17 protein-coding genes are annotated in these 20675 nt (G+C 53.3%); all 17 read left to right on the forward strand.

Features of this window, described 5'->3' with window-relative positions:
* Positions 1 to 94 precede the first annotated feature (94 nt).
* The 17 genes from gyrA to C4J91_RS08225 all read left to right on the forward strand — a co-directional run bounded on the left by gyrA (position 95) and on the right by C4J91_RS08225 (position 20657).
* Positions 95 to 2749, forward strand: coding sequence for a DNA gyrase subunit A (gene gyrA, locus C4J91_RS08145; RefSeq protein WP_124361856.1), 2655 nt, complete (start codon positions 95 to 97; stop codon positions 2747 to 2749).
* A gap of 231 nt (positions 2750 to 2980) precedes the next feature.
* Entirely contained in the window at positions 2981 to 4066 is a 1086-nt protein-coding gene (gene serC / locus C4J91_RS08150) for a 3-phosphoserine/phosphohydroxythreonine transaminase (protein ID WP_124361857.1), read from the forward strand.
* The gene (gene pheA / locus C4J91_RS08155) at positions 4066 to 5160 is read left to right on the forward strand and encodes a prephenate dehydratase (protein ID WP_094952927.1); all 1095 of its coding nucleotides are present in this window, start codon (positions 4066 to 4068) and stop codon (positions 5158 to 5160) included. The genes serC and pheA overlap by 1 nt, the downstream gene beginning before the upstream one ends.
* Before the next feature lie 9 nt (positions 5161 to 5169).
* A complete protein-coding gene (hisC, locus tag C4J91_RS08160; RefSeq protein WP_124361858.1) occupies positions 5170 to 6282 on the forward strand; it encodes a histidinol-phosphate transaminase in 1113 nt (370 codons plus the stop codon).
* A 28-nt stretch (positions 6283 to 6310) separates the two neighbouring features.
* Positions 6311 to 8521: a bifunctional prephenate dehydrogenase/3-phosphoshikimate 1-carboxyvinyltransferase gene (locus tag C4J91_RS08165; RefSeq protein ID WP_256681686.1), complete on the forward strand. Its 2211-nt coding sequence runs from the start codon at positions 6311 to 6313 to the stop codon at positions 8519 to 8521.
* Positions 8518 to 9207 (forward strand): (d)CMP kinase, encoded by a 690-nt coding sequence (gene cmk, locus C4J91_RS08170; protein ID WP_005786302.1) that lies wholly within the window; start codon positions 8518 to 8520, stop codon positions 9205 to 9207. Before C4J91_RS08165 ends, cmk begins: the two co-directional genes overlap by 4 nt.
* A gap of 119 nt (positions 9208 to 9326) precedes the next feature.
* The gene (rpsA, locus tag C4J91_RS08175) at positions 9327 to 11012 is read left to right on the forward strand and encodes a 30S ribosomal protein S1 (RefSeq protein WP_124361860.1); all 1686 of its coding nucleotides are present in this window, start codon (positions 9327 to 9329) and stop codon (positions 11010 to 11012) included.
* A gap of 158 nt (positions 11013 to 11170) precedes the next feature.
* A complete protein-coding gene (locus tag C4J91_RS08180) occupies positions 11171 to 11455 on the forward strand; it encodes a hypothetical protein (protein ID WP_124361861.1) in 285 nt (94 codons plus the stop codon).
* A gap of 132 nt (positions 11456 to 11587) precedes the next feature.
* On the forward strand, positions 11588 to 11884 hold the full coding sequence (gene ihfB, locus C4J91_RS08185) for an integration host factor subunit beta (protein ID WP_003189779.1): 297 nt from the start codon (positions 11588 to 11590) through the stop codon (positions 11882 to 11884).
* A gap of 24 nt (positions 11885 to 11908) precedes the next feature.
* Entirely contained in the window at positions 11909 to 12145 is a 237-nt protein-coding gene (locus tag C4J91_RS08190; RefSeq protein WP_124361862.1) for a LapA family protein, read from the forward strand.
* A 419-nt stretch (positions 12146 to 12564) separates the two neighbouring features.
* On the forward strand, positions 12565 to 13845 hold the full coding sequence (locus tag C4J91_RS08195) for a Wzz/FepE/Etk N-terminal domain-containing protein (RefSeq protein ID WP_124361863.1): 1281 nt from the start codon (positions 12565 to 12567) through the stop codon (positions 13843 to 13845).
* A 294-nt stretch (positions 13846 to 14139) separates the two neighbouring features.
* Positions 14140 to 15360, forward strand: a complete 1221-nt coding sequence (locus C4J91_RS08200) for a hypothetical protein (RefSeq protein WP_124361864.1) — start codon at positions 14140 to 14142, stop codon at positions 15358 to 15360.
* Position 15361: 1 nt separating this feature from the next.
* Positions 15362 to 16609: an oligosaccharide flippase family protein gene (locus C4J91_RS08205; RefSeq protein WP_124361865.1), complete on the forward strand. Its 1248-nt coding sequence runs from the start codon at positions 15362 to 15364 to the stop codon at positions 16607 to 16609.
* A complete protein-coding gene (locus C4J91_RS08210; RefSeq protein ID WP_124361866.1) occupies positions 16606 to 17391 on the forward strand; it encodes a glycosyltransferase family A protein in 786 nt (261 codons plus the stop codon). The genes C4J91_RS08205 and C4J91_RS08210 overlap by 4 nt, the downstream gene beginning before the upstream one ends.
* Complete coding sequence (locus C4J91_RS08215) at positions 17391 to 18491, forward strand: glycosyltransferase (RefSeq protein ID WP_124361867.1); 1101 nt, start codon at positions 17391 to 17393, stop codon at positions 18489 to 18491. Before C4J91_RS08210 ends, C4J91_RS08215 begins: the two co-directional genes overlap by 1 nt.
* Before the next feature lie 115 nt (positions 18492 to 18606).
* Positions 18607 to 19713: a glycosyltransferase family 4 protein gene (locus C4J91_RS08220; protein WP_124361868.1), complete on the forward strand. Its 1107-nt coding sequence runs from the start codon at positions 18607 to 18609 to the stop codon at positions 19711 to 19713.
* Positions 19710 to 20657, forward strand: coding sequence for an NAD-dependent epimerase/dehydratase family protein (locus C4J91_RS08225; RefSeq protein WP_124361869.1), 948 nt, complete (start codon positions 19710 to 19712; stop codon positions 20655 to 20657). The genes C4J91_RS08220 and C4J91_RS08225 overlap by 4 nt, the downstream gene beginning before the upstream one ends.
* Positions 20658 to 20675: the final 18 nt, after the last annotated feature.

Below are 20675 nucleotides of genomic sequence, written 5' to 3' on the forward strand. Positions count from 1 at the left end.
AAGTCGTTGTCAGGCACCGTGCCGGCAGCGGCGAGCTTCGTTCGGCCCATCTGGACGTGACGAAGTTTCACCCGAAAAAGGAATCAGGCTTCTCATGGGCGAACTGGCCAAAGAAATCCTCCCGGTCAATATCGAAGACGAGCTGAAACAGTCCTACCTCGACTACGCGATGAGCGTAATTGTCGGTCGGGCACTGCCTGATGCGCGCGATGGCTTGAAGCCCGTGCACCGGCGTGTGCTGTTCGCGATGAGCGAGCTGGGTAACGACTGGAACAAGCCGTACAAGAAATCTGCCCGTGTTGTCGGTGACGTGATCGGTAAGTATCACCCTCACGGCGACACTGCGGTGTACGACACCATCGTTCGGATGGCCCAGCCGTTTTCCCTGCGCTACCTGCTGGTAGACGGCCAGGGCAACTTCGGTTCGGTCGACGGCGACAACGCCGCAGCCATGCGATACACCGAAGTGCGCATGACCAAGCTGGCGCACGAGCTGCTGGCCGACCTGCATAAAGAAACCGTGGACTGGGTGCCGAACTACGACGGCACCGAAATGATCCCGGCCGTCATGCCCACCCGTATTCCCAACCTGCTGGTCAACGGTTCCAGCGGTATCGCCGTGGGCATGGCCACCAACATCCCGCCGCACAACCTCGGTGAAGTGATCGACGGTTGCCTGGCCCTCATCGACAACCCCGAGCTGACCATCGATGAGTTGATGCAATACATCCCCGGCCCGGACTTCCCGACCGCCGCGATCATCAACGGTCGCGCCGGCATCATCGAAGCCTACCGCACCGGTCGCGGCCGCATTTACATGCGTGCCCGCTCGATGATCGAAGACATCGACAAGGTCGGTGGCCGCCAGCAGATCGTCATCACCGAACTTCCGTACCAGCTGAACAAGGCGCGCCTGATCGAAAAGATCGCCGAGCTGGTTAAAGAGAAGAAGCTCGAAGGCATCACTGAACTGCGCGACGAGTCCGACAAAGACGGTATGCGCGTAGTGATCGAGCTGCGTCGTGGCGAAGTGCCTGAGGTGATCCTCAACAACCTCTACGCCCAGACCCAGCTGCAAAGCGTGTTTGGTATAAACGTGGTTGCGCTGATCGATGGCCGCCCGCGCATCCTGAACCTCAAGGACTTGCTGGAAGCCTTCGTGCGTCACCGTCGCGAAGTCGTCACCCGTCGTACCGTGTTCGAACTGCGCAAGGCCCGCGAGCGCGGCCACATCCTGGAAGGCCAGGCAGTTGCGCTGTCGAACATCGACCCGGTGATCGCCCTGATCAAGGCCTCGCCAACCCCGTCGGAAGCCAAGGAAGCGCTGATCAGCACGCCTTGGGAGTCCAGCGCTGTGGTCGCGATGGTTGAACGCGCCGGCGCCGACTCGTGCCGTCCGGAAACCCTGGATCCGCAATACGGCCTGCGCGAAGGCAAGTACTTCCTGTCGCCGGAACAGGCCCAGGCCATCCTGGAACTGCGCCTGCACCGCCTGACCGGTCTGGAGCACGAGAAGCTGCTGGCCGAGTATCAGGAAATCCTCAACCAGATCGGCGAGTTGATCCGCATCCTCAACAGCGCCGTGCGCCTGATGGAAGTGATCCGCGAAGAACTCGAAGTGATCCGCGCCGAATACGGCGACGTGCGCCGTACCGAAATCCTCGACGCGCGCCTCGACCTGACCCTGGGTGACATGATTCCGGAAGAAGAGCGCGTGGTGACCATCTCCCACGGCGGCTATGCCAAGACCCAGCCATTGGCGGCCTACCAGGCCCAGCGTCGTGGCGGTAAAGGTAAATCGGCTACCGGCGTTAAGGATGAGGACTACATCGCTCACCTGCTGGTTGCCAACAGCCACACCACGCTGCTGCTGTTCTCCAGCAAGGGCAAGGTGTACTGGTTGAAAACCTACGAAATCCCTGAAGCCTCCCGCGCTGCCCGTGGTCGCCCACTGGTCAACCTGCTGCCGCTGGACAGTGATGAATACATCACCACCATGCTGCCGGTCGATGAATACACCGAGGGTCACTTCATCTTCATGGCCACCGCCAAAGGCACCGTGAAGAAGACCCCGCTGGAATCCTTCAGCCGTCAACGCAGCGTGGGCCTGATTGCCCTGGAACTGGATGAAGGCGACGTGCTGATTTCGGCGGCCATTACCGATGGCGAGCGCGAAGTCATGCTGTTCTCCGACGGCGGCAAGGTCACGCGCTTCAAGGAATCCGACGTTCGCGCCATGGGCCGTACTGCCCGTGGTGTGCGCGGCATGCGCCTGCCGGAAGGGCAGAAGCTGATTTCCATGCTGATCCCGGAAGAAGGCAGCCAGATCCTCACCGCGTCCGAGCGTGGCTACGGCAAGCGCACCGCCATCAGCGAGTTCCCGGAGTACAAGCGTGGCGGCCAGGGCGTGATCGCCATGGTCAGCAACGACCGCAACGGTCGTCTGGTCGGCGCGGTGCAGGTGCTCGACGGCGAGGAAATCATGCTGATTTCCGACCAGGGCACCCTGGTACGTACCCGCGTGGCAGAAGTCTCGAGCCTGGGCCGTAACACCCAGGGCGTGACTTTGATCAAGCTGGCCAAGGACGAGAAGCTGGTCGGTCTTGAGCGTGTGCAAGAGCCTTCGGAAGTTGAAGGTGAAGAGCTGGAAGGCGAGGAATTCGACGGCGAGGTAATCGCAGCCGGCGATGACCACGTCGACGAGCCAACCCTCGATGCTGCCGCAGACGAAGAAGAACCGCAGGAATAAGCGGACATACAGGGGGCGGATGAAGATTCGCCCCCTTGTTGTTTGTCCGGATGGAAATATCGACAGCGATGAAAATCCAACTGTGGGAGGGGGCTTGCTCCCGATTGCGGAGTGTCAGCGGCACATAAGCTGACTGACCCACCGCTTTCGCGAGCAAGCCCGCTCCCACACGGGATCCGGTGTCGGCTGATATGTTTGCGTGACTACCACCAGACCAGAGTGAGATTGGATGTGAGCAAGAGAGCCTATAACTTCTGTGCCGGTCCCGCGGCGCTTCCTGAAGCAGTCCTGCAGCGCGCGCAGGCTGAACTCCTCGACTGGCATGGAAAAGGCCTCTCCGTGATGGAAATGAGCCATCGCAGCGATGAGTTCGTATCCATCGCCACCAAGGCCGAGCAGGACCTGCGCGACTTGCTGGGCATCCCTTCCCACTACAAAGTGCTGTTCCTGCAGGGCGGCGCGAGCCAGCAGTTCGCCCAGATCCCGCTGAACCTGCTGCCGGAAGACGGCACGGCGGACTATATCGACACCGGTATCTGGGGGCAGAAGGCCATTGAAGAGGCCTCCCGCTATGGTCACGTCAACGTGGCAGGCACCGCCAAGCCTTATGACTACTTCGCCATTCCGGGTCAGAACGAATGGAAATTGTCGAAGGACGCGGCCTACGTGCACTACGTCGCCAACGAAACCATCGGTGGCCTGGAATTCGACTGGGTGCCGCAGGTGGGCGACGTTCCACTGGTGTGCGACATGTCTTCGGACATCCTCTCGCGCCCGATCGATGTGTCCAAGTACGGCATGATCTACGCCGGCGCACAGAAAAACATCGGCCCGAGCGGCATCCTGGTCAACATCATCCGTGAAGACCTGCTGGGTCGCGCCCGCTCGCTGTGCCCGACCATGCTCAACTACAAGGTCGCGGCCGATAACGGCTCGATGTACAACACTCCGCCGGCGTTCGCCTGGTACTTGTCCGGCCTAGTGTTCGAATGGCTCAAGGAGCAGGGCGGCGTGGCGGCCATGGGTAAGCTCAACGAAGTGAAGAAGCGCACCCTGTACGACTTCATCGACGCCAGCGGCTTGTACAGCAACCCGATCAACCTCAGCGACCGCTCGTGGATGAACGTGCCGTTCCGCCTGGCTGACGACCGCCTGGACAAGCCATTCCTGGCCGGCGCCGAAGCGCGTGGCCTGTTGAACCTCAAGGGCCACCGTTCGGTCGGCGGCATGCGCGCCTCCATCTATAACGCTGTCGACATCCACGCGATCAACGCGCTGGTTGCCTACATGGCAGAGTTTGAAAAGGAACACGGCTAATGTCTGAGCAAGAACTCAAGGCCCTGCGTGTACGCATCGACAGCCTGGACGAGAAAGTCCTCGAGCTGATCAGTGAGCGCGCACGCTGCGCCCAGGAAGTGGCGCGGGTGAAAATGGCGTCCCTGGCCGAAGGCGAAGTGCCGGTGTTCTACCGGCCCGAGCGAGAAGCCCAGGTGCTCAAGCGCGTGATGGAACGCAACCAAGGCCCGCTGGGCAACGAAGAAATGGCGCGGTTGTTCCGTGAAATCATGTCCTCGTGCCTGGCCCTGGAGCAGCCGCTGAAAGTGGCGTACCTCGGCCCGGAAGGCACCTTCACCCAGGCGGCGGCCATGAAACATTTCGGCCACGCCGTGATCAGCAAGCCGATGGCGGCGATCGACGAAGTGTTCCGCGAAGTGGCGGCCGGTGCGGTGAATTTTGGCGTGGTGCCGGTGGAAAACTCCACCGAAGGCGCGGTCAACCACACGCTGGACAGCTTCCTGGAACACGACATGGTGATCTGCGGTGAGGTCGAGCTGCGCATCCACCATCACCTGTTGGTGGGCGAGAACACCAAGACCGACAGCATCAGCCGGATCTATTCCCACGCCCAGTCCCTGGCCCAGTGCCGCAAGTGGCTGGATGCGCATTACCCGAATGTCGAGCGCGTGGCGGTCTCCAGCAATGCCGAGGCGGCCAAGCGGGTCAAGGGCGAGTGGAACTCGGCGGCGATTGCCGGCGATATGGCGGCGGGCTTGTATGGCTTGACACGCCTGGCCGAGAAAATCGAGGACCGCCCGGACAACTCCACGCGTTTCCTGATGATCGGTAGCCAGGAAGTGCCGCCCACCGGCGACGACAAGACGTCGATCATCGTTTCCATGAGCAACAAGCCCGGCGCGCTGCATGAGCTGCTGGTGCCGTTCCACGACAACGGCATCGACTTGACGCGCATCGAGACGCGTCCTTCGCGCAGCGGTAAATGGACCTACGTGTTCTTCATCGACTTCATCGGGCATCACCGCGACCCACTGGTCAAAGGCGTGCTGGAGAAAATCAGCCAGGAGGCCGTGGCACTCAAGGTGCTGGGCTCTTACCCGAAAGCGGTTTTGTGAGGCTTTAACATGAGTGGCAACTTCCTCGCCCTGGCGCAGCCGGGCGTGCAACAACTGTCGCCTTACGTTCCGGGCAAGCCTGTGGACGAGCTGGCGCGTGAGTTGAATCTGGACCCGTCCAGGATCGTCAAGCTGGCGAGTAACGAAAACCCGCTGGGCCCGAGCCCCAAGGTGCTGGCGGCGATTCGTGAAGAGCTGGCTGAGCTGACCCGTTACCCCGACGGCAACGGCTTTGCCCTCAAGTCGCTGCTGGCGCAAAAATGCCGGGTCGAGCTGAACCAGGTGACCCTGGGCAACGGTTCCAATGACATCCTCGAGCTGGTCGGTCGCGCTTATCTGGCGCCGGGCCTGAATGCGGTGTTCAGTGAGCATGCCTTTGCGGTCTACCCGATCGTGACCCAGGCCGTAGGCGCGGATGCCCGCGTTATACCGGCAAAAGAGTGGGGCCATGACCTGCCGGCGATGCTGGCGGCCATCGACGCCCAGACCCGCGTGGTGTTCATTGCCAACCCGAACAACCCCACCGGTACCTGGTTCGACGCACAGGCGCTGGAGCACTTCCTGCAAGGCGTGCCCGAGCACGTGCTGGTGGTGCTGGACGAGGCTTACATCGAGTACGCCGAAGGCAGCGACCTGCCGGATGGCCTGGACTTCCTGGCGGCCTACCCGAACCTGCTGGTCTCGCGCACGTTCTCCAAGGCCTATGGCCTGGCCTCGCTGCGGGTCGGCTACGGCTTGTCCACGGCGGTGGTTGCCGATGTGCTGAACCGCGTGCGCCAGCCGTTCAACGTCAACAGTCTCGCCCTGGCGGCGGCCTGTGCGGCGATCAAGGATGCCGGCTATCTGGCAGAAAGCCGTCGCGTCAACGAAAGCGGCATGCAGCAATTGCAGGCAGGTTTCCGCGAGCTGGGCCTGGGCTGGATTGCGTCCAAGGGCAACTTCATCTGTGTCGACCTCGGCCAGGTAGCCGCCCCGGTCTTCCAGGGTTTGCTGCGCGAAGGCGTGATCGTGCGTCCGGTGGCCAATTACGGCATGCCGAATCACCTGCGTGTCACCATCGGTTTGCCGGCTGAGAACAGCCGCTTCCTGGAGGCGTTGGCCAAGGTTCTGGCCCGTGGTTGATGTCACTGCATTGCAACCTGCTGTGCCTATGATCGGTCGCCTGGTGGTGGTCGGTCTTGGGTTGATCGGGGGTTCCTTCGCTAAAGGCCTGCGCGAGAGCGGCCTGTGCGGCGAAGTGGTCGGCGTGGACCTGGACCCGCATTCGCGCCAGTTGGCGGTAGAACTGGGGGTGGTAGACCGTTGTGAGGCGGACCTGGCCATCGCGTGCCAGGGCGCCGACGTAATCCAGCTGGCGGTACCGATCCTGGCCATGGAAAAGCTCCTGGCGATTTTGGCCAGCCTGGACCTGGGCAGCGCGATTCTCACGGATGTCGGCAGTGCCAAGGGCAATGTGGTGCGCGCGGCGCAACTGGCGTTTGGTGAAATGCCGCCGCGCTTCGTGCCGGGCCATCCGATTGCCGGTTCCGAGCAGAGTGGGGTGGAAGCGTCCAATGCGCAGTTGTTTCGTCGGCACAAAGTGATCCTGACCCCGCTTGCGCAGACCGACCCCGCGGCGTTGGCCGTGGTGGATCGGCTGTGGCGGGAGCTGGGGGCGGACGTGGAGCATATGCAGGTCGAACGCCACGACGAAGTGCTCGCTGCTACCAGTCATCTGCCCCATCTGCTGGCGTTTGGCCTAGTGGATTCGTTGGCCAAGCGTAACGAAAATCTGGAGATTTTCCGCTACGCCGCCGGAGGTTTTCGCGACTTCACGCGGATTGCCGGCAGCGATCCGGTGATGTGGCACGACATCTTCCTCGCCAATCGCGAAGCGGTGCTGCGCACTCTGGATACCTTCCGCAGCGACCTCGATGCCCTGCGTGATGCGGTGGATGCAGGTGATGGTCACCAATTACTGGGCGTGTTCACCCGTGCGCGGGTGGCGCGTGAGCACTTCAGCAAGATCCTGGCGCGCCGGGCCTATATGGAAACCGCAGTGAGCGCCGACGAGCAGACGTTCATCGCCAGCCCGGGTGGCCGCTTGAGCGGGCGCATCCGGGTGCCGGGTGACAAGTCGATCTCCCATCGGTCGATCATGCTGGGCTCACTGGCCGACGGCGTGACCGAAGTTGAAGGCTTCCTGGAGGGCGAAGATGCCCTGGCGACGTTGCAGGCGTTCCGCGACATGGGCGTGGTGATTGAAGGGCCGCACCATGGGCGGGTGACGATTCATGGCGTGGGTTTGCATGGCTTGAAGCCGGCGCCAGGGCCGATTTACCTGGGTAACTCCGGAACGTCCATGCGCCTGTTGTCCGGGTTGCTGGCGGCGCAGCGCTTCGACAGCGTGCTGACGGGCGATGCGTCGCTGTCCAAGCGCCCGATGAATCGCGTGGCTGAGCCGTTGCGGGAAATGGGCGCAGTGATCGAGACCGGGCCGCAAGGGCGTCCGCCGCTGACCATTCGCGGCGGCCAGGCGCTGAAAGGCTTGAATTATGTACTACCGATGGCCAGCGCCCAGGTGAAATCCTGCCTGTTGTTGGCCGGGCTGTATGCCGAAGGTAAAACCTGCGTGACCGAGCCTGCACCGACCCGCGACCATACCGAACGCATGTTGCGCGGTTTTGGCTATCCGGTGGGTGTGGAGGGCGCGACGGCGTCGGTTGAATCCGGGCATGCGTTGACCGCTACCCATATAGAGGTACCGGGAGACATTTCCTCGTCGGCTTTTTTCCTGGTCGCAGCCACGATTGCCGAGGGTTCCGAGCTGTTGCTGGAACATGTCGGTATCAACCCGACCCGCACCGGGGTGATCGATATCCTGCGCCTGATGGGTGCAGACATCACCTTGGAAAACCCGCGTGAAGTGGGTGGTGAACCGGTCGCCGACCTGCGTGTACGCGCGGCTGTACTCAAGGGTATCGAGATTCCCGAAGCGCTGGTGCCGCTGGCGATCGATGAGTTCCCCGTGCTGTTCGTCGCCGCCGCCTGCGCGCAGGGGCGAACCGTACTGCGCGGCGCCGAGGAGTTGCGGGTGAAAGAGTCCGACCGTATCCAGGTCATGGCCGACGGTCTGTTGGCGCTGGGTGTGAAGTGTGAACCGACGCCTGATGGGATTATCATCGACGGCGGCCCGATAGACGGTGGCGACGTGCATGCCCATGGCGATCATCGGATTGCCATGGCGTTCAGCGTGGCGTCCTTACGAGCGGCGGCGCCGATTCGTATCCGTGATTGCGCCAACGTTGCTACGTCTTTTCCGAATTTTCTTACACTGTGTGCCCACGTCGGCATGCGTGTTGCCCAAGAGGCTCAATTGTGAATATCAAAGCACCGGTGATTACCATCGACGGGCCAAGCGGCTCGGGCAAAGGCACGATCGCCGGCATCCTGGCCAAGCGCCTGGGCTGGTGCCTGCTGGATTCCGGCGCGCTGTATCGCCTGCTGGCGTTCGCTGCGCGTAACCATGGTGTCGACCTGACCAACGAAGAGTTGCTGACGAAAATCGCCGCCCATCTGGACGTGCAGTTCATCGCGGCGACCGACGGTCAATTGCAGCGCATCATCCTCGAAGGTGATGAAGTCAGTGACGTGATTCGCACCGAGAGTATCGGCGCCGGCGCGTCCCAGGTGGCGGCTCTGCCAGCGGTTCGCGAGGCTTTGCTGCAGCGCCAGCGCGCGTTTCAGGAGCCGCCGGGCCTGGTGGCCGACGGCCGCGACATGGGCACGGTGGTGTTTCCCGAGGCGCCGCTGAAGATTTTCCTGACCGCCAGCGCCGAGGAGCGTGCCCGCCGCCGCTACTTGCAGTTGAAGGGCAAAGTCGATGGTGTTAGTCTGTCGAGTCTGCTAGATGAGATCCGTGCACGCGATGAGCGTGATACCCAGCGTGCGGTAGCCCCGCTCAAGCCGGCGGCTGACGCCATACAGCTGGATTCCACGGAGTTGTCCATCGAGCAGGTGCTGGAACGCATCATGAGCGAGATCGCCATTCGCGATATCGCCGGGTGACCAAGAAGGTTGCAGGGGACCAGTCATAGTCCTGCGGCGCTTCTTTTAATTGAAACTGACCCACGCCGTCTGGGGTGTGGAGATGGGCGTATTCTTCGCCCTTATCAACAGGAATTAAAATGAGCGAAAGCTTTGCGGAACTCTTTGAAGAAAGCCTAAAAACCCTGAACCTTCAGGCAGGCTCCATCATCACCGGTGTTATCGTTGATATCGATTACCAAGCTCGCTGGGTAACCGTTCACGCTGGTCTGAAGTCTGAAGCTCTGATCCCGCTGGAACAGTTCTACAACGATGCTGGTGATCTGACAATCAATGTCGGTGACGAAGTTCACGTTGCTCTGGACTCGGTTGAAGACGGTTTCGGTGAAACCAAGCTGTCCCGTGAAAAAGCCAAGCGCGCTGAATGCTGGATTGTTCTCGAAGCAGCCTTCGCAGCTGAAGAAGTGGTCAAGGGCGTTATCAACGGTAAGGTTAAAGGCGGCTTCACTGTCGACGTTAACGGCATCCGTGCGTTCCTGCCAGGTTCTTTGGTCGACGTTCGTCCAGTGCGCGACACCACGCACCTGGAAGGCAAAGAACTCGAATTCAAGGTCATCAAACTCGACCAGAAGCGCAACAACGTTGTCGTTTCCCGTCGCAGCGTGCTGGAAGCAGAGAACTCCGCCGAGCGTGAAGCTCTGCTGGAATCCCTGCAGGAAGGCCAACAAGTCAAAGGTATCGTCAAGAACCTCACCGATTACGGCGCATTCGTCGATCTGGGTGGCGTCGATGGCCTGCTGCACATTACCGACATGGCTTGGAAGCGTATCAAGCATCCATCGGAAATCGTCAACGTTGGCGATGAGATCGATGTCAAGGTTCTGAAATACGATCGCGAACGCAACCGTGTTTCCCTGGGCCTGAAGCAACTGGGTGAAGATCCATGGGTCGCTATCAAAGCCCGTTACCCAGAAGGCACCCGCGTGACCGCGCGTGTTACCAACCTGACTGACTACGGCTGCTTCGCTGAGCTGGAAGAAGGCGTTGAAGGCCTGGTACACGTTTCCGAAATGGACTGGACCAACAAGAACATCCATCCTTCGAAAGTCGTACAAGTCGGCGACGAAGTGGAAGTTATGGTTCTGGACATCGACGAAGAGCGTCGTCGTATCTCCCTGGGCATCAAGCAGTGCAAATCTAACCCATGGGAAGATTTCTCTGGCCAGTTCAACAAGGGCGATAAAATCTCCGGCACCATCAAGTCGATCACCGATTTCGGTATCTTCATTGGTCTGGACGGCGGCATCGACGGCCTGGTTCACCTGTCCGACATCTCCTGGAACGAAGTTGGCGAAGAAGCTGTTCGTCGTTTCAAGAAGGGCGACGAGCTGGACACCGTTATCCTGTCGGTTGACCCAGAGCGCGAGCGCATCTCCCTGGGTATCAAGCAACTGGAAAGCGATCCGTTCTCCGAGTACGTTCAAGAGAACGACAAAGGCGCCATCGTTAAAGGTACAGTGAAAGAAGTTGACGCCAAAGGCGCCATCATCACTCTGGCCGACGATATCGAAGCGACTCTGAAAGCCTCCGAAATCAGCCGTGACCGCGTTGAAGACGCGCGCAACGTTCTGAAAGAAGGCCAGGAAGTAGAAGCCAAGATCATCAGCGTTGACCGCAAGAGCCGCGTAATCCAACTCTCCATCAAGTCCAAAGACGAAGTGGAAGAGAAAGAAGCTATCCAGAGCCTGAAAGAAGCTCCGGCAGCTGCAACTGGCGAGACCACCATGGCCTCCCTGCTGCGCGAAGCAATGGCTAAGCAGAACTAAGTTCTGTAAAGCTGTAGGAAAAGGGCGACTTCGGTCGCCCTTTTTTGTGCCTGAAATTTGATGAATCAACACCGCCGAACCAAGGCATTCAGCCTGCGGTCAGAACTGGCTATAGTCTTTTAAAGATATTCCGTGTTACTGATTCGATAAGGGTTTGAATGAACAGGATTCTCGTAGTGCTCGCGTTAGTCATACTGGCCGGCTGCTCTAGCACTAGCGCCAAGACCCATGCCAAGCGCGGCGTCAGCGGTATTGAGATCGACTGCTCTGGCCTGGGCAACAAATGGGAGAAGTGCGAAAAACGCGCTGCTCGTGAATGCAAAATGCAGGGCTACAAAGTCCTCACCCGTTCCAGTGATGCGGCGGATGAGGAGGGCGACTATCCGTTTGGCTGGAATCCCGCCGGCGCAGTAACGCGCACGATGTTGGTAATCTGCAACTGAGGTTTCGATGTGCTCATTGCGGGCGTTTATTTAAGCGGCAGATAAGTTGATATACGGGCTGTTCAAATTCATCAAGTCATGCTAAAACCTTCGAAGCGCTTTTCCTAGCTGCTTGAAAAAGAAGGGAAAAATATGACGAAGTCGGAGTTGATCGAACGAATTGTCACCCATCAAGGGCTGCTCTCATCCAAGGATGTGGAGCTGGCTATCAAGACCATGCTTGAACAAATGTCCCAATGCCTGGCCACCGGAGATCGTATCGAAATCCGCGGCTTCGGCAGCTTCTCCCTCCACTACCGCGCTCCGCGCGTAGGCCGCAACCCAAAGACCGGCCAATCCGTCAGCCTCGACGGAAAGTTCGTTCCTCACTTCAAGCCGGGCAAGGAATTGCGCGATCGGGTGAACGAAGAAGAGGAAGAGGGCGTCTGAGTGTTTTTGGAGTAGGAGATGGTTATGCATGGGGTTAAGCGCGTTGTCGCGGTATTCGCGGTGCTGGTTGCTGCGCTGGTGGTATTGGCGTTTGTGCTCGAGAATCAGCAGGGTGTTGCGCTGTCGTTCCTGGGGTGGAGTACTGCGCAGATGCCGGTGGCGGTGTTTGTAGTGGTGGGGTTGATTGTGGGGATGTTGATTGGGCCGCTGTTGGGGGTTTTTGTGCGCGGCCGGCGTGTTAGGGCTACGACGAAGGGGTAGGAGATAGGGTGTGCCTCTACAGCCTCAACGAGTATTTTATGACCGTCTATCAGATAAAATTCCCTTAGTAGCGCCTTTTTTTTATTGCGAGATCACATCGATTAACCACCCTTTTAAGGCCGGGCCCAAGCATTTACGACTGAGTGCTGTCTTGTCTATTCCAATATTCTGCGATCTGACTCCTCAGACGTCGCAGAATGAGCCATTTCCTTGGCTTATTAGGACTTTTCTTACAGATGTGTCAAGTCTTGTAATATGCCAAAGAGATGGCAAAATGGAATCTGTTCTCGATAACGGTCATTTTGTGCGCTCAAATCTGGCAGAGACGCTGGGTTTTGGCGGTCATCCAATTAGAATAAAAACACGCAAATTGTCTGCATAACGAGCCCGCAGTTTCTCTTTGAAGGCAGGTTTTTGTTGTGAGTAGTAGCCTACGCTCCGCCCTCGTTCCCCAGCATAAAGAATTTAATTCGTTCGGAATTATAAAAAATCTCTGGGATCAGAAAATCATTATTTTTTTAACTGCCGCGGTGATTGCATCAGCTTTTGCAGCCTATGCATTTTCGGTCACGCCAGTATACAAGGTGAGCAGTATACTTCGGCCTGCTGCGATTAATGAACTGGATGCGCTCAATCGCTCGGAAGTTTATGTTTTACCTCCTAGCGAGGCACTGGTAAGAGTCGGTATGGCCTTAGAGTCTTATGAGATTCGTATGGGGTTTTTTAGGTCCAATCAGAAATTATTTGAGGGGTTTGTGCGTCCTGGACAAACTCTGCAGCAAGCATTTGAGGAGTTTAATAAAAAATCAATTAACTTAATATTGGCTAATAAGGATAAGGTTGACGCGCTTGGTTCTTATCTGGAGCTTGAGCTAAATTATCCAAAAGGAATAGATGGAGTTTCAATACTCAATGGATTTATCAAGTATGCAATAGCAAATGAGCGTGATCAGATATCTGCAGACTTGACGGTTATTGTAAATAATCGATTAAAAGAAATTGACGGTAGACTCGCCACAGCCCGCTCAGCTTATGATACATGGAAAGAAGCAAAGATAGCGTCTCTGACTGAATCAGACAATATTCGCCGAGCTCAGTTAAAAGATGAACTTCAGGGGCTGCGTATACAACTTCATAGCTTAAGTTCAAATCGAATTGCTGAGCTGGATGAAGCGATAGCAATTGCCAAAAAACTGAATATCAGAATGCCGGCTTCGCCTACGTCTGTCGGTGATGATGCACACTCTGGTTCTATCACTATGCGAACAGAAATTAACAATCAGCAGATTCCCTTATATTTTATGGGGGTCAGTGCGCTTGAGGCTGAGCGTACGGCCTTGCTACAGCGAAAATCGAATGACTTTACTGAAAGACGTATCGCCCAAATTGCGAAAGAATTAAAGCTGTTGGAGTTTAATCGAGAAATAGAGGTCTTGAAAAGTCGAGTGAACGACGAATTATTTTTGAATGATGTACAGCCATTGCGTGCAGAGAAAGCACGCCTGCTGACGGTAAATAAAGATATGAGTCATCTTAAGCTCGTAGTCATTGACAAACAAGCATTAGAGCCCACCACCCCAATTAGTCCAAATCGCTTTTTGCTCATTACAGGCGGAGGGTTGCTAGGCCTTATTATCGGATGTGCCCTCGCTTTTTTTCGTACGGTCATTCATAGGCTGCGCGATCCGAAAGTTCTGTGAACTCTTCACTCATGATGTAGGCGATTGTTAGCTGAGCCTATGCTCGTTCGGAAGCGAGTGAGTGATCCGAAGTCGATTAACCTGAAGGCAATTTGCCATCTGTTATAATGTCGTATTTTGACTGTAAGCCCAGCAGATGATCCTAGATGAAAGCCTCCGTTGCAGTGTAAAATTGTGCTTTTAGTCGCTGCGGGCTTATGGCTCGTTTTGGTAGTCCCTTCCTCTAATCGGTACCTGAGAATGGCTCGATTGGTAACCGGCACACGCTTTAGTTGAGCTTATTCTGAGGTCGATATGAAAATTAATAAACGCTACGCGTTCTTGGCAGTGCTTGCGGCCAGCGTACTCGTGACCTTGGGCGATACCAGGAATATTATCGGCTCACTTAACTACTGGTTATTATGGGGGGGCGTATTTGCACTTGGGATTTACGGTTGCGGCGGACGGTTGAAGCTGACGCCGGAGGGAAGTGCTATCATGCTGGGTTTCACATTGATGGCACTTGCTTTTATGATTTCAGGAGTAGCTAATTCTGATATATATACAGCTTACCAAGGTGTGAAGTTTATAGCGATTTTTATACTGTTTTTGGTGATATACAACTGTTCCAGTTTGCTGGAGTTGAACGATTTTTACAGGATTGCTTCAATTTCGATTATTGTAGGACTTGTAGTATTTGTCTTGTCAAAATTTGTGTTTGTTGAGCTCTATGTTCAATTAGGCGATGGCCGCCAAGGGAGCGAGTTCGCCTATCCCGGAGTAATGTGGAAAGTATGTGCTTTTTTTGCGCCTTATATAATTGCAACACTGCTTTCGGCGGGCATGAAAAAAGCATTTTTTGCTGGCGTAATTTTAATTGCAGCGGTGTATATATTGCTGGCCGATTCCAGTAGAACAGGATTTCTCTGGTTTGCGATTGTAATATTATCTTTCTTTCTCTTGCGGTTTTTGATTTTTCCTATCAGGACGTTGATGATTGCAATTGTTTGTTTGATTGCAGGAATTTGTGTGCTTCTATCTTCAAACTTTGATTTTGCAAATCATGATTCATTGCTTGTTTTAAATCGTTTGCTTGAGGGGGATCCAGTTAGATCTGTCATGATACAGGATGGAATAAGTAACGTTCAAAAGTGTTTTCCATTCGGTTGCGGATTTGGCAGTTCATTTAGTGTAGTGGATGGCGAAAATATTGTTATCCATAATGTATACTTAGGTATGCTGGGCGACGTAGGTGTACTCGGTGAGTTAGCACTTTTGTTTTTGATATTAACGCCATTTATTTTTTTCTTTTTGTCGCTCGTGGAGAGTGCCAGTTTAAATAAAAATATTTTCTTTAAGTTTGCCGCTGCGCTGGGAGGGCTTTGTTATATTTTTATCATGCTCTTTCATCCGCTGAGTACCGAGATGTCAGAATGGGGTTATTGGATTTTGATGGTGTCTTGGCTTTCTCGTACTTATAAGTATGAAGATTTAAGTTTGAATAAAATAAAACATGACAAGCACATAGGATCATAACGTGTTTACCGTATTTAAAAATATGAGCCTGCTTTTCGTCGTACAGCTTTTTGGGTATTTGGTGCCTATCTTGGAAATACCTGTATTAGCACGTTCGTTGGGCGTTCAGGAATACGGCAAGGTAGTACTTGTCCAATCGATTGCCCTTTTGTCCTCACTTGTTGTGGAGTATGGGTTTTCGTTAAGTGCTGCTCGGCAAGTTTCGTTAGTCAAGACTGATGTGTCGACTCTGTCGAAAGTTTTTGGCGAAGTGCTTTCTGCAAAAGTTATAATCTCTTCTATCATAAGTTTCACAGCGTTTATTTTGTATATGTTTTTTTATTCGAATACTTTCGAGATTGAGGTTGTAGGCCTGGGGTTTTTGTACTTTTTAGCTTTCGGATTTAGCCCGTTTTGGTTTTTTCAAGGGCTTGAAAAAATTGCACTTGTTGTGTTTTTGGAAGTGGCGCTACGTATCTCTAGCCTTTTATGCTTGTTTATTTTTATTCGACATCCAAGTGACGCTTTATTCGCATTAGCTATTTTAGCGACATTTGCATTGGCAAACACGCTGATTGGGAATTATATATGTTACCGAGGCGGATGCAGGATTCGGTTTAGCTTGTTAGGCGGGTGGCTTCAGATCCGCAAGGGCTTTCACGTTTTTATATATAAGAGCTCAAACAACATTTTGCTTAGCGCCGGCCCTGCTCTTGTAGGATTACTTTGTGGGAAAGTCGCTGTTTCAGGATATGTTCCTGCCGAAAAAATCATAAGAGGATTTGTAGGTTTTATAAATCCTGTACTCATTGGTTTTTTTCCATATTTAAATAGACAGTATCTTTCCTCAGCAAAAGCTGCATCTAAGCTATCTTGGATCATCGTGGGGCTGATGTTCTTGCTGGGTTGCGTAAGCGCATTGGCCATTTCCGTAGCCGGTGGATTTCTAATAAACAAACTATTGGGCGCTGATTTTGAGCAGGCAACGACGACGTTGCAGGTTTTCGTATGGATAATCCCTTTCAGAATGGCTAATCAAGCATTGGGCCTATGCATGCTGATACCTCGGGGCATGGATAAAGTCGCTAGTTCTGCGATGCTATTGTTTTCGGTGATGTCTATACTCGTTGCGAGTCTATTATCAATTAAGTACTACGTTAACGGCATTGTTCTCGGGTTTGTCTTGGCGGAAATTATGTTATGCGTTACGTTACTTATATTGTCTTGCCGGTATAAGCCAGTCACTTATATTGAGGAGCGTACTGAGTGATCACAATTTTAACGGCAACATATAATCGCTTTACAACGCTTCCTCGGTTGCTAAAGAGCCTGCGTGAGCAAAGCTCAAAAGAGTTTGAGTGGGTGCTGATAGACGATGGTAGTTCTGATGAGACACAAAATTTTGTCAATGAGCTAAAAGAAACCAATTTAGGTTTCGGGCTAACGGCGGTCAGGCAGAATAATGCTGGAAAGCACGCGGCTATTAATAGCGGAGTGGTGGCAGCAAAAGGAAATTGGATCTTCATTGTCGACAGCGATGACGCACTACTGCCTGATGCTGTCGAAACTGTTTTAGCGTCAGTCGCGGCCGCGACTAGTAGCACAGTTGGCTTGTGCTATCGGAAAGCTTATTTTAGTGGGGAGCTGCTCGGCAATGAGATAAAGACTGCGGAACCGAGCCTTATCTCCACACCGACGGAAGCCGGTAAATTATTCAAGGGCGATTTAGCTTATATATTTAGAACTGAAGTTATGTCTAAGTTTCCGTTTCCAATTTTTGAAGCTGAGAAGTTTGTTCCAGAGTTATACATTTGGAATAAAATAGGTGATGTGGGAGATGTGATATTTTTCACGAGAAAAGTAATTTATCTCTGCGACTATCTGGAAGATGGATACAGCCGAAACTTTTCACGCCATTTAAGAGCTAATCCAAAAGGATTTTTTATTTATTATTGGTCGCAGTTCTTGCGCGAAAAAACCTTGTTTTACAAGTTTAAGAACCTAATTAGGTCTGCCCAATGCCTTTTGTATATGGTTCTAGGGAGGCCTTGATGAACATAATGTTTTTTATCACAGGGTTGGGCATGGGTGGCGCCGAGAGACAAGTCGTGGATCTTGCTGATCGCATGAGTGCACGGGGACATAACGTCGTTATTGCTTATTTGACAGGCAAGCAGGAAGTGCTTCCTGGGGAGCCCAGGGTATCTGTTGTAGCGTTGAATGGTGATAAAACGTTATGTGGGATGGTGCGCGCGATAAATAATCTGATTAAACTAATTAGACGATTTAAACCCGACGTGCTACATAGTCATATGGTGCACGCGAACTTGATAGCTAGGGTGATTCGTTTCGTTATCAAAATACCTAAGCTTATTTGTACGGCACACAGTTCAAATGAAGGTGGTAAGCTGAAAATGCTGGCTTACCGTCTGACTGATTTTCTAGCTGATCTTACGACAAATGTGAGCCAGGAAGCCGTTGATATACTTATTGCAAAGGGTGCCTCATCTGCCGGGCGTATGATCTTTGTACCTAATGGGATAGATACGGAGCGCTATGTTTTTGATGAGCAAGTGCGTGATCAGGTTCGTGCCAGAGAGTCAATAGACTCTTCTATCAAAGTTATATTGGCTGTAGGGCGGCTCGTCGAGGCAAAAAACTATCCCTGTTTATTAGATGCATTTAAGCTGATCTCGCAGGATGATGAAAACGTGCGTCTGTGGATAGTGGGCGACGGTCCTTTGGCTACTGATCTGGCGCTCCGCGTCAACGAAGCCCACCTTGACGAGAAGATAAAATTTTTTGGACGACGCAATGACGTACCGTCATTTTATTGTGCTGCAGATGTGTATGTATTGTCTTCCGCATGGGAGGGTTTCGGGCTTGTAGTGGCCGAGGCGATGTCATGCAAAACCTTAGTGGTTGCGACAGACTGCGGAGGGGTGAAAGAGGTGCTAGGTGGCAGCGGCTATCTTGTTGAACCGTTTAATCCTGAAGCATTACGTCAGAGTATCACACTAGCACTGAGCCTACCTCCAGAGGAAAAGAACTCGCTAGTCACCTCTGCCAGGTCGAGAGTGGTTGATAACTTTTCCATAGACTCTGTGATTAGTACATGGGAGCGGTTATATACCCAACCAGAAAGCTCATAATTTCGGTTTTCAGCAATTTCCGAACGGTTTTTAGTGAGAGTATGGCGACGCGATACGGCCAATCTCTAAACCTGGTAAGTTTGGCTTGGGCTAGGATTTAAAAAAGGGACGCAGTGTGAAAATTGTTTATGTCATAACCCGTTCAGACGTTATAGGCGGTGCTAGTGTACACCTCCTTGATTTGGCACTGGGTTCTTTTCAAGCGGGACATAGTGTCGATATTCTCGTTGGCGGCGAGGGCGTCTTTAATTCCCGAGCGCGGGATTTAGGTTTGTCGTGCTTCCCATTGAAGTATCTTGTTCGCGAAATTAATCCTAGAAAAGATATTCGCGCCTTTTTTGAGTTAAGGAAAATGCTTTCCAAGCTAAAACCTGACCTCGTCCACTTGCATTCCTCCAAGGCTGGTATTCTTGGAAGACTCGCTGCTAAAAGTCTTGGCTTGCCAGCAATTTTTACGGCACATGGTTGGGCTTTTACAGAGGGGGTGTCTGCCAAGCGTCGTTTCTTATACCGTAATATTGAAAGGATCATGGCCCGTTTTTCAGAACAGATCCTTACGGTTTCTGAATTTGACAGGCAACTCGCCTTGAAGGCTAAGGTAGGCGATGAAGCCAGCGTTCTAACGATTCATAACGGTATGCCCGAGGTCAGTTCTAATATAGTTAGCCTTACCGAGTCTGATAAAGTACGCTTAATCATGGTCGCAAGGTTCGAAGTTCCAAAAAACCAAAAGTTTCTTTTGGAAGCGCTTGCAAAAGTGGCACCAAAGAACTGGGAGCTTGAACTGGTAGGCGATGGCCCTTCGTTTTCTAGCGTTCAGACGTTGGCAGCGCATCTGGGAATAGGCGAGAAGGTGGTTTTTTCCGGGGCTTGTGATGACGTCCCGATCAGGCTTTCGCGGTCGGATGTTTTCGTCTTGATCTCTGACTGGGAAGGGTTGCCGCTGACCATATTGGAAGCTATGCGAACTGGGCTTCCGGTAATAGCATCTAACGTGGGAGGCGTATCTGAGCTGGTGGCAAACGGTGAGAACGGTTTCGTGGTGGAGCGCGGGGACCAGAAGGGATTGATGGATGCACTGACACAGTTGATTAATTCCCCCGAGCTTCGAAAAAAACAAGGTCTTTTAGGGCAGCACATATATCGCACAAATTTTACTTTCGATATCATGTTGGATAAAATCCTGAAAATTTACCAGAAAGTGTTAGACAGGGCTAAATGAAAATCCTTATTACCGGTGCTAATGGCTTTATTGGGCGGGCGTTGTCTAAGCATCTTGTTAGCCTAGCTAAATATTCAGTTGTCGGTACTTGTCGCAAACCTTCTGATGTTGCTTCAGATATCCAAATGGTCTCGACGGGGGAAGTAGATGGTAATACGGGCTGGGATCAGGCTCTACAAGGAGTCGACACCGTTATCCATCTCGCAGCACGCGCGCATGTATTAGACGCCGGGAGCGAAGATCCAGTATTGGAATTTGAACGGATTAATGTTCAAGGTGCTGTCAATTTAGCGCAGCAAGCGGTAAAAGCAGGTGTCCGTCGTTTTATATTCATCAGCTCAATTGGTGTCAACGGTTCGGAGACCCATGATGGCGCTTTCACTGAGAGTGATGAACCCAAGCCTCATGCAGAATATGCTCGCTCCAAGTTGAAAGCAGAGCGCGAGCTCTCGGAATTGCTCGCTGGCGAGACCATGGAGCTGATAGTTATTCGTCCTCCGTTAGTTTATGCCGCTGAGGCGCCTGGTAATTTTAATCGTCTGTTAAAATTGATCGCTACGGGAGTGCCACTGCCGTTCGCCGCCGTAGAAAATAAGCGTAGCATGATAGCACTGGAGAACTTGGTAGATTTTATTGAACTATGTATTGGGCACCCGTCAGCTGCAAATGAATTGTTTTTAGTTTCTGATGGAACTGATTTTTCCATTAGTGAAATTATCAATTTGTTGGCGTTGGGTATGGGCCGAAAAGAAAGACTGTTCCGCGTTCCTGACGCCTTAATCCGTTCAGTCGCCAGTGCTGTTGGGAAGCGATCGTTATATACGCAGTTGTGTAGATCATTAGTTGTCGATAATAAAAAATCCAGAGCATTATTGAACTGGGCCCCTGCGAGAAAAGCTCATGATGCTTTGGTCGAATCAGGCGAAAGATTCCGTTTATTATAGCGATTAATTTCGAAATTA

The sequence above is a fragment of the Pseudomonas sp. R3-52-08 genome (assembly GCF_003851745.1).
Classification (GTDB): Bacteria; Pseudomonadota; Gammaproteobacteria; order Pseudomonadales; family Pseudomonadaceae; genus Aquipseudomonas.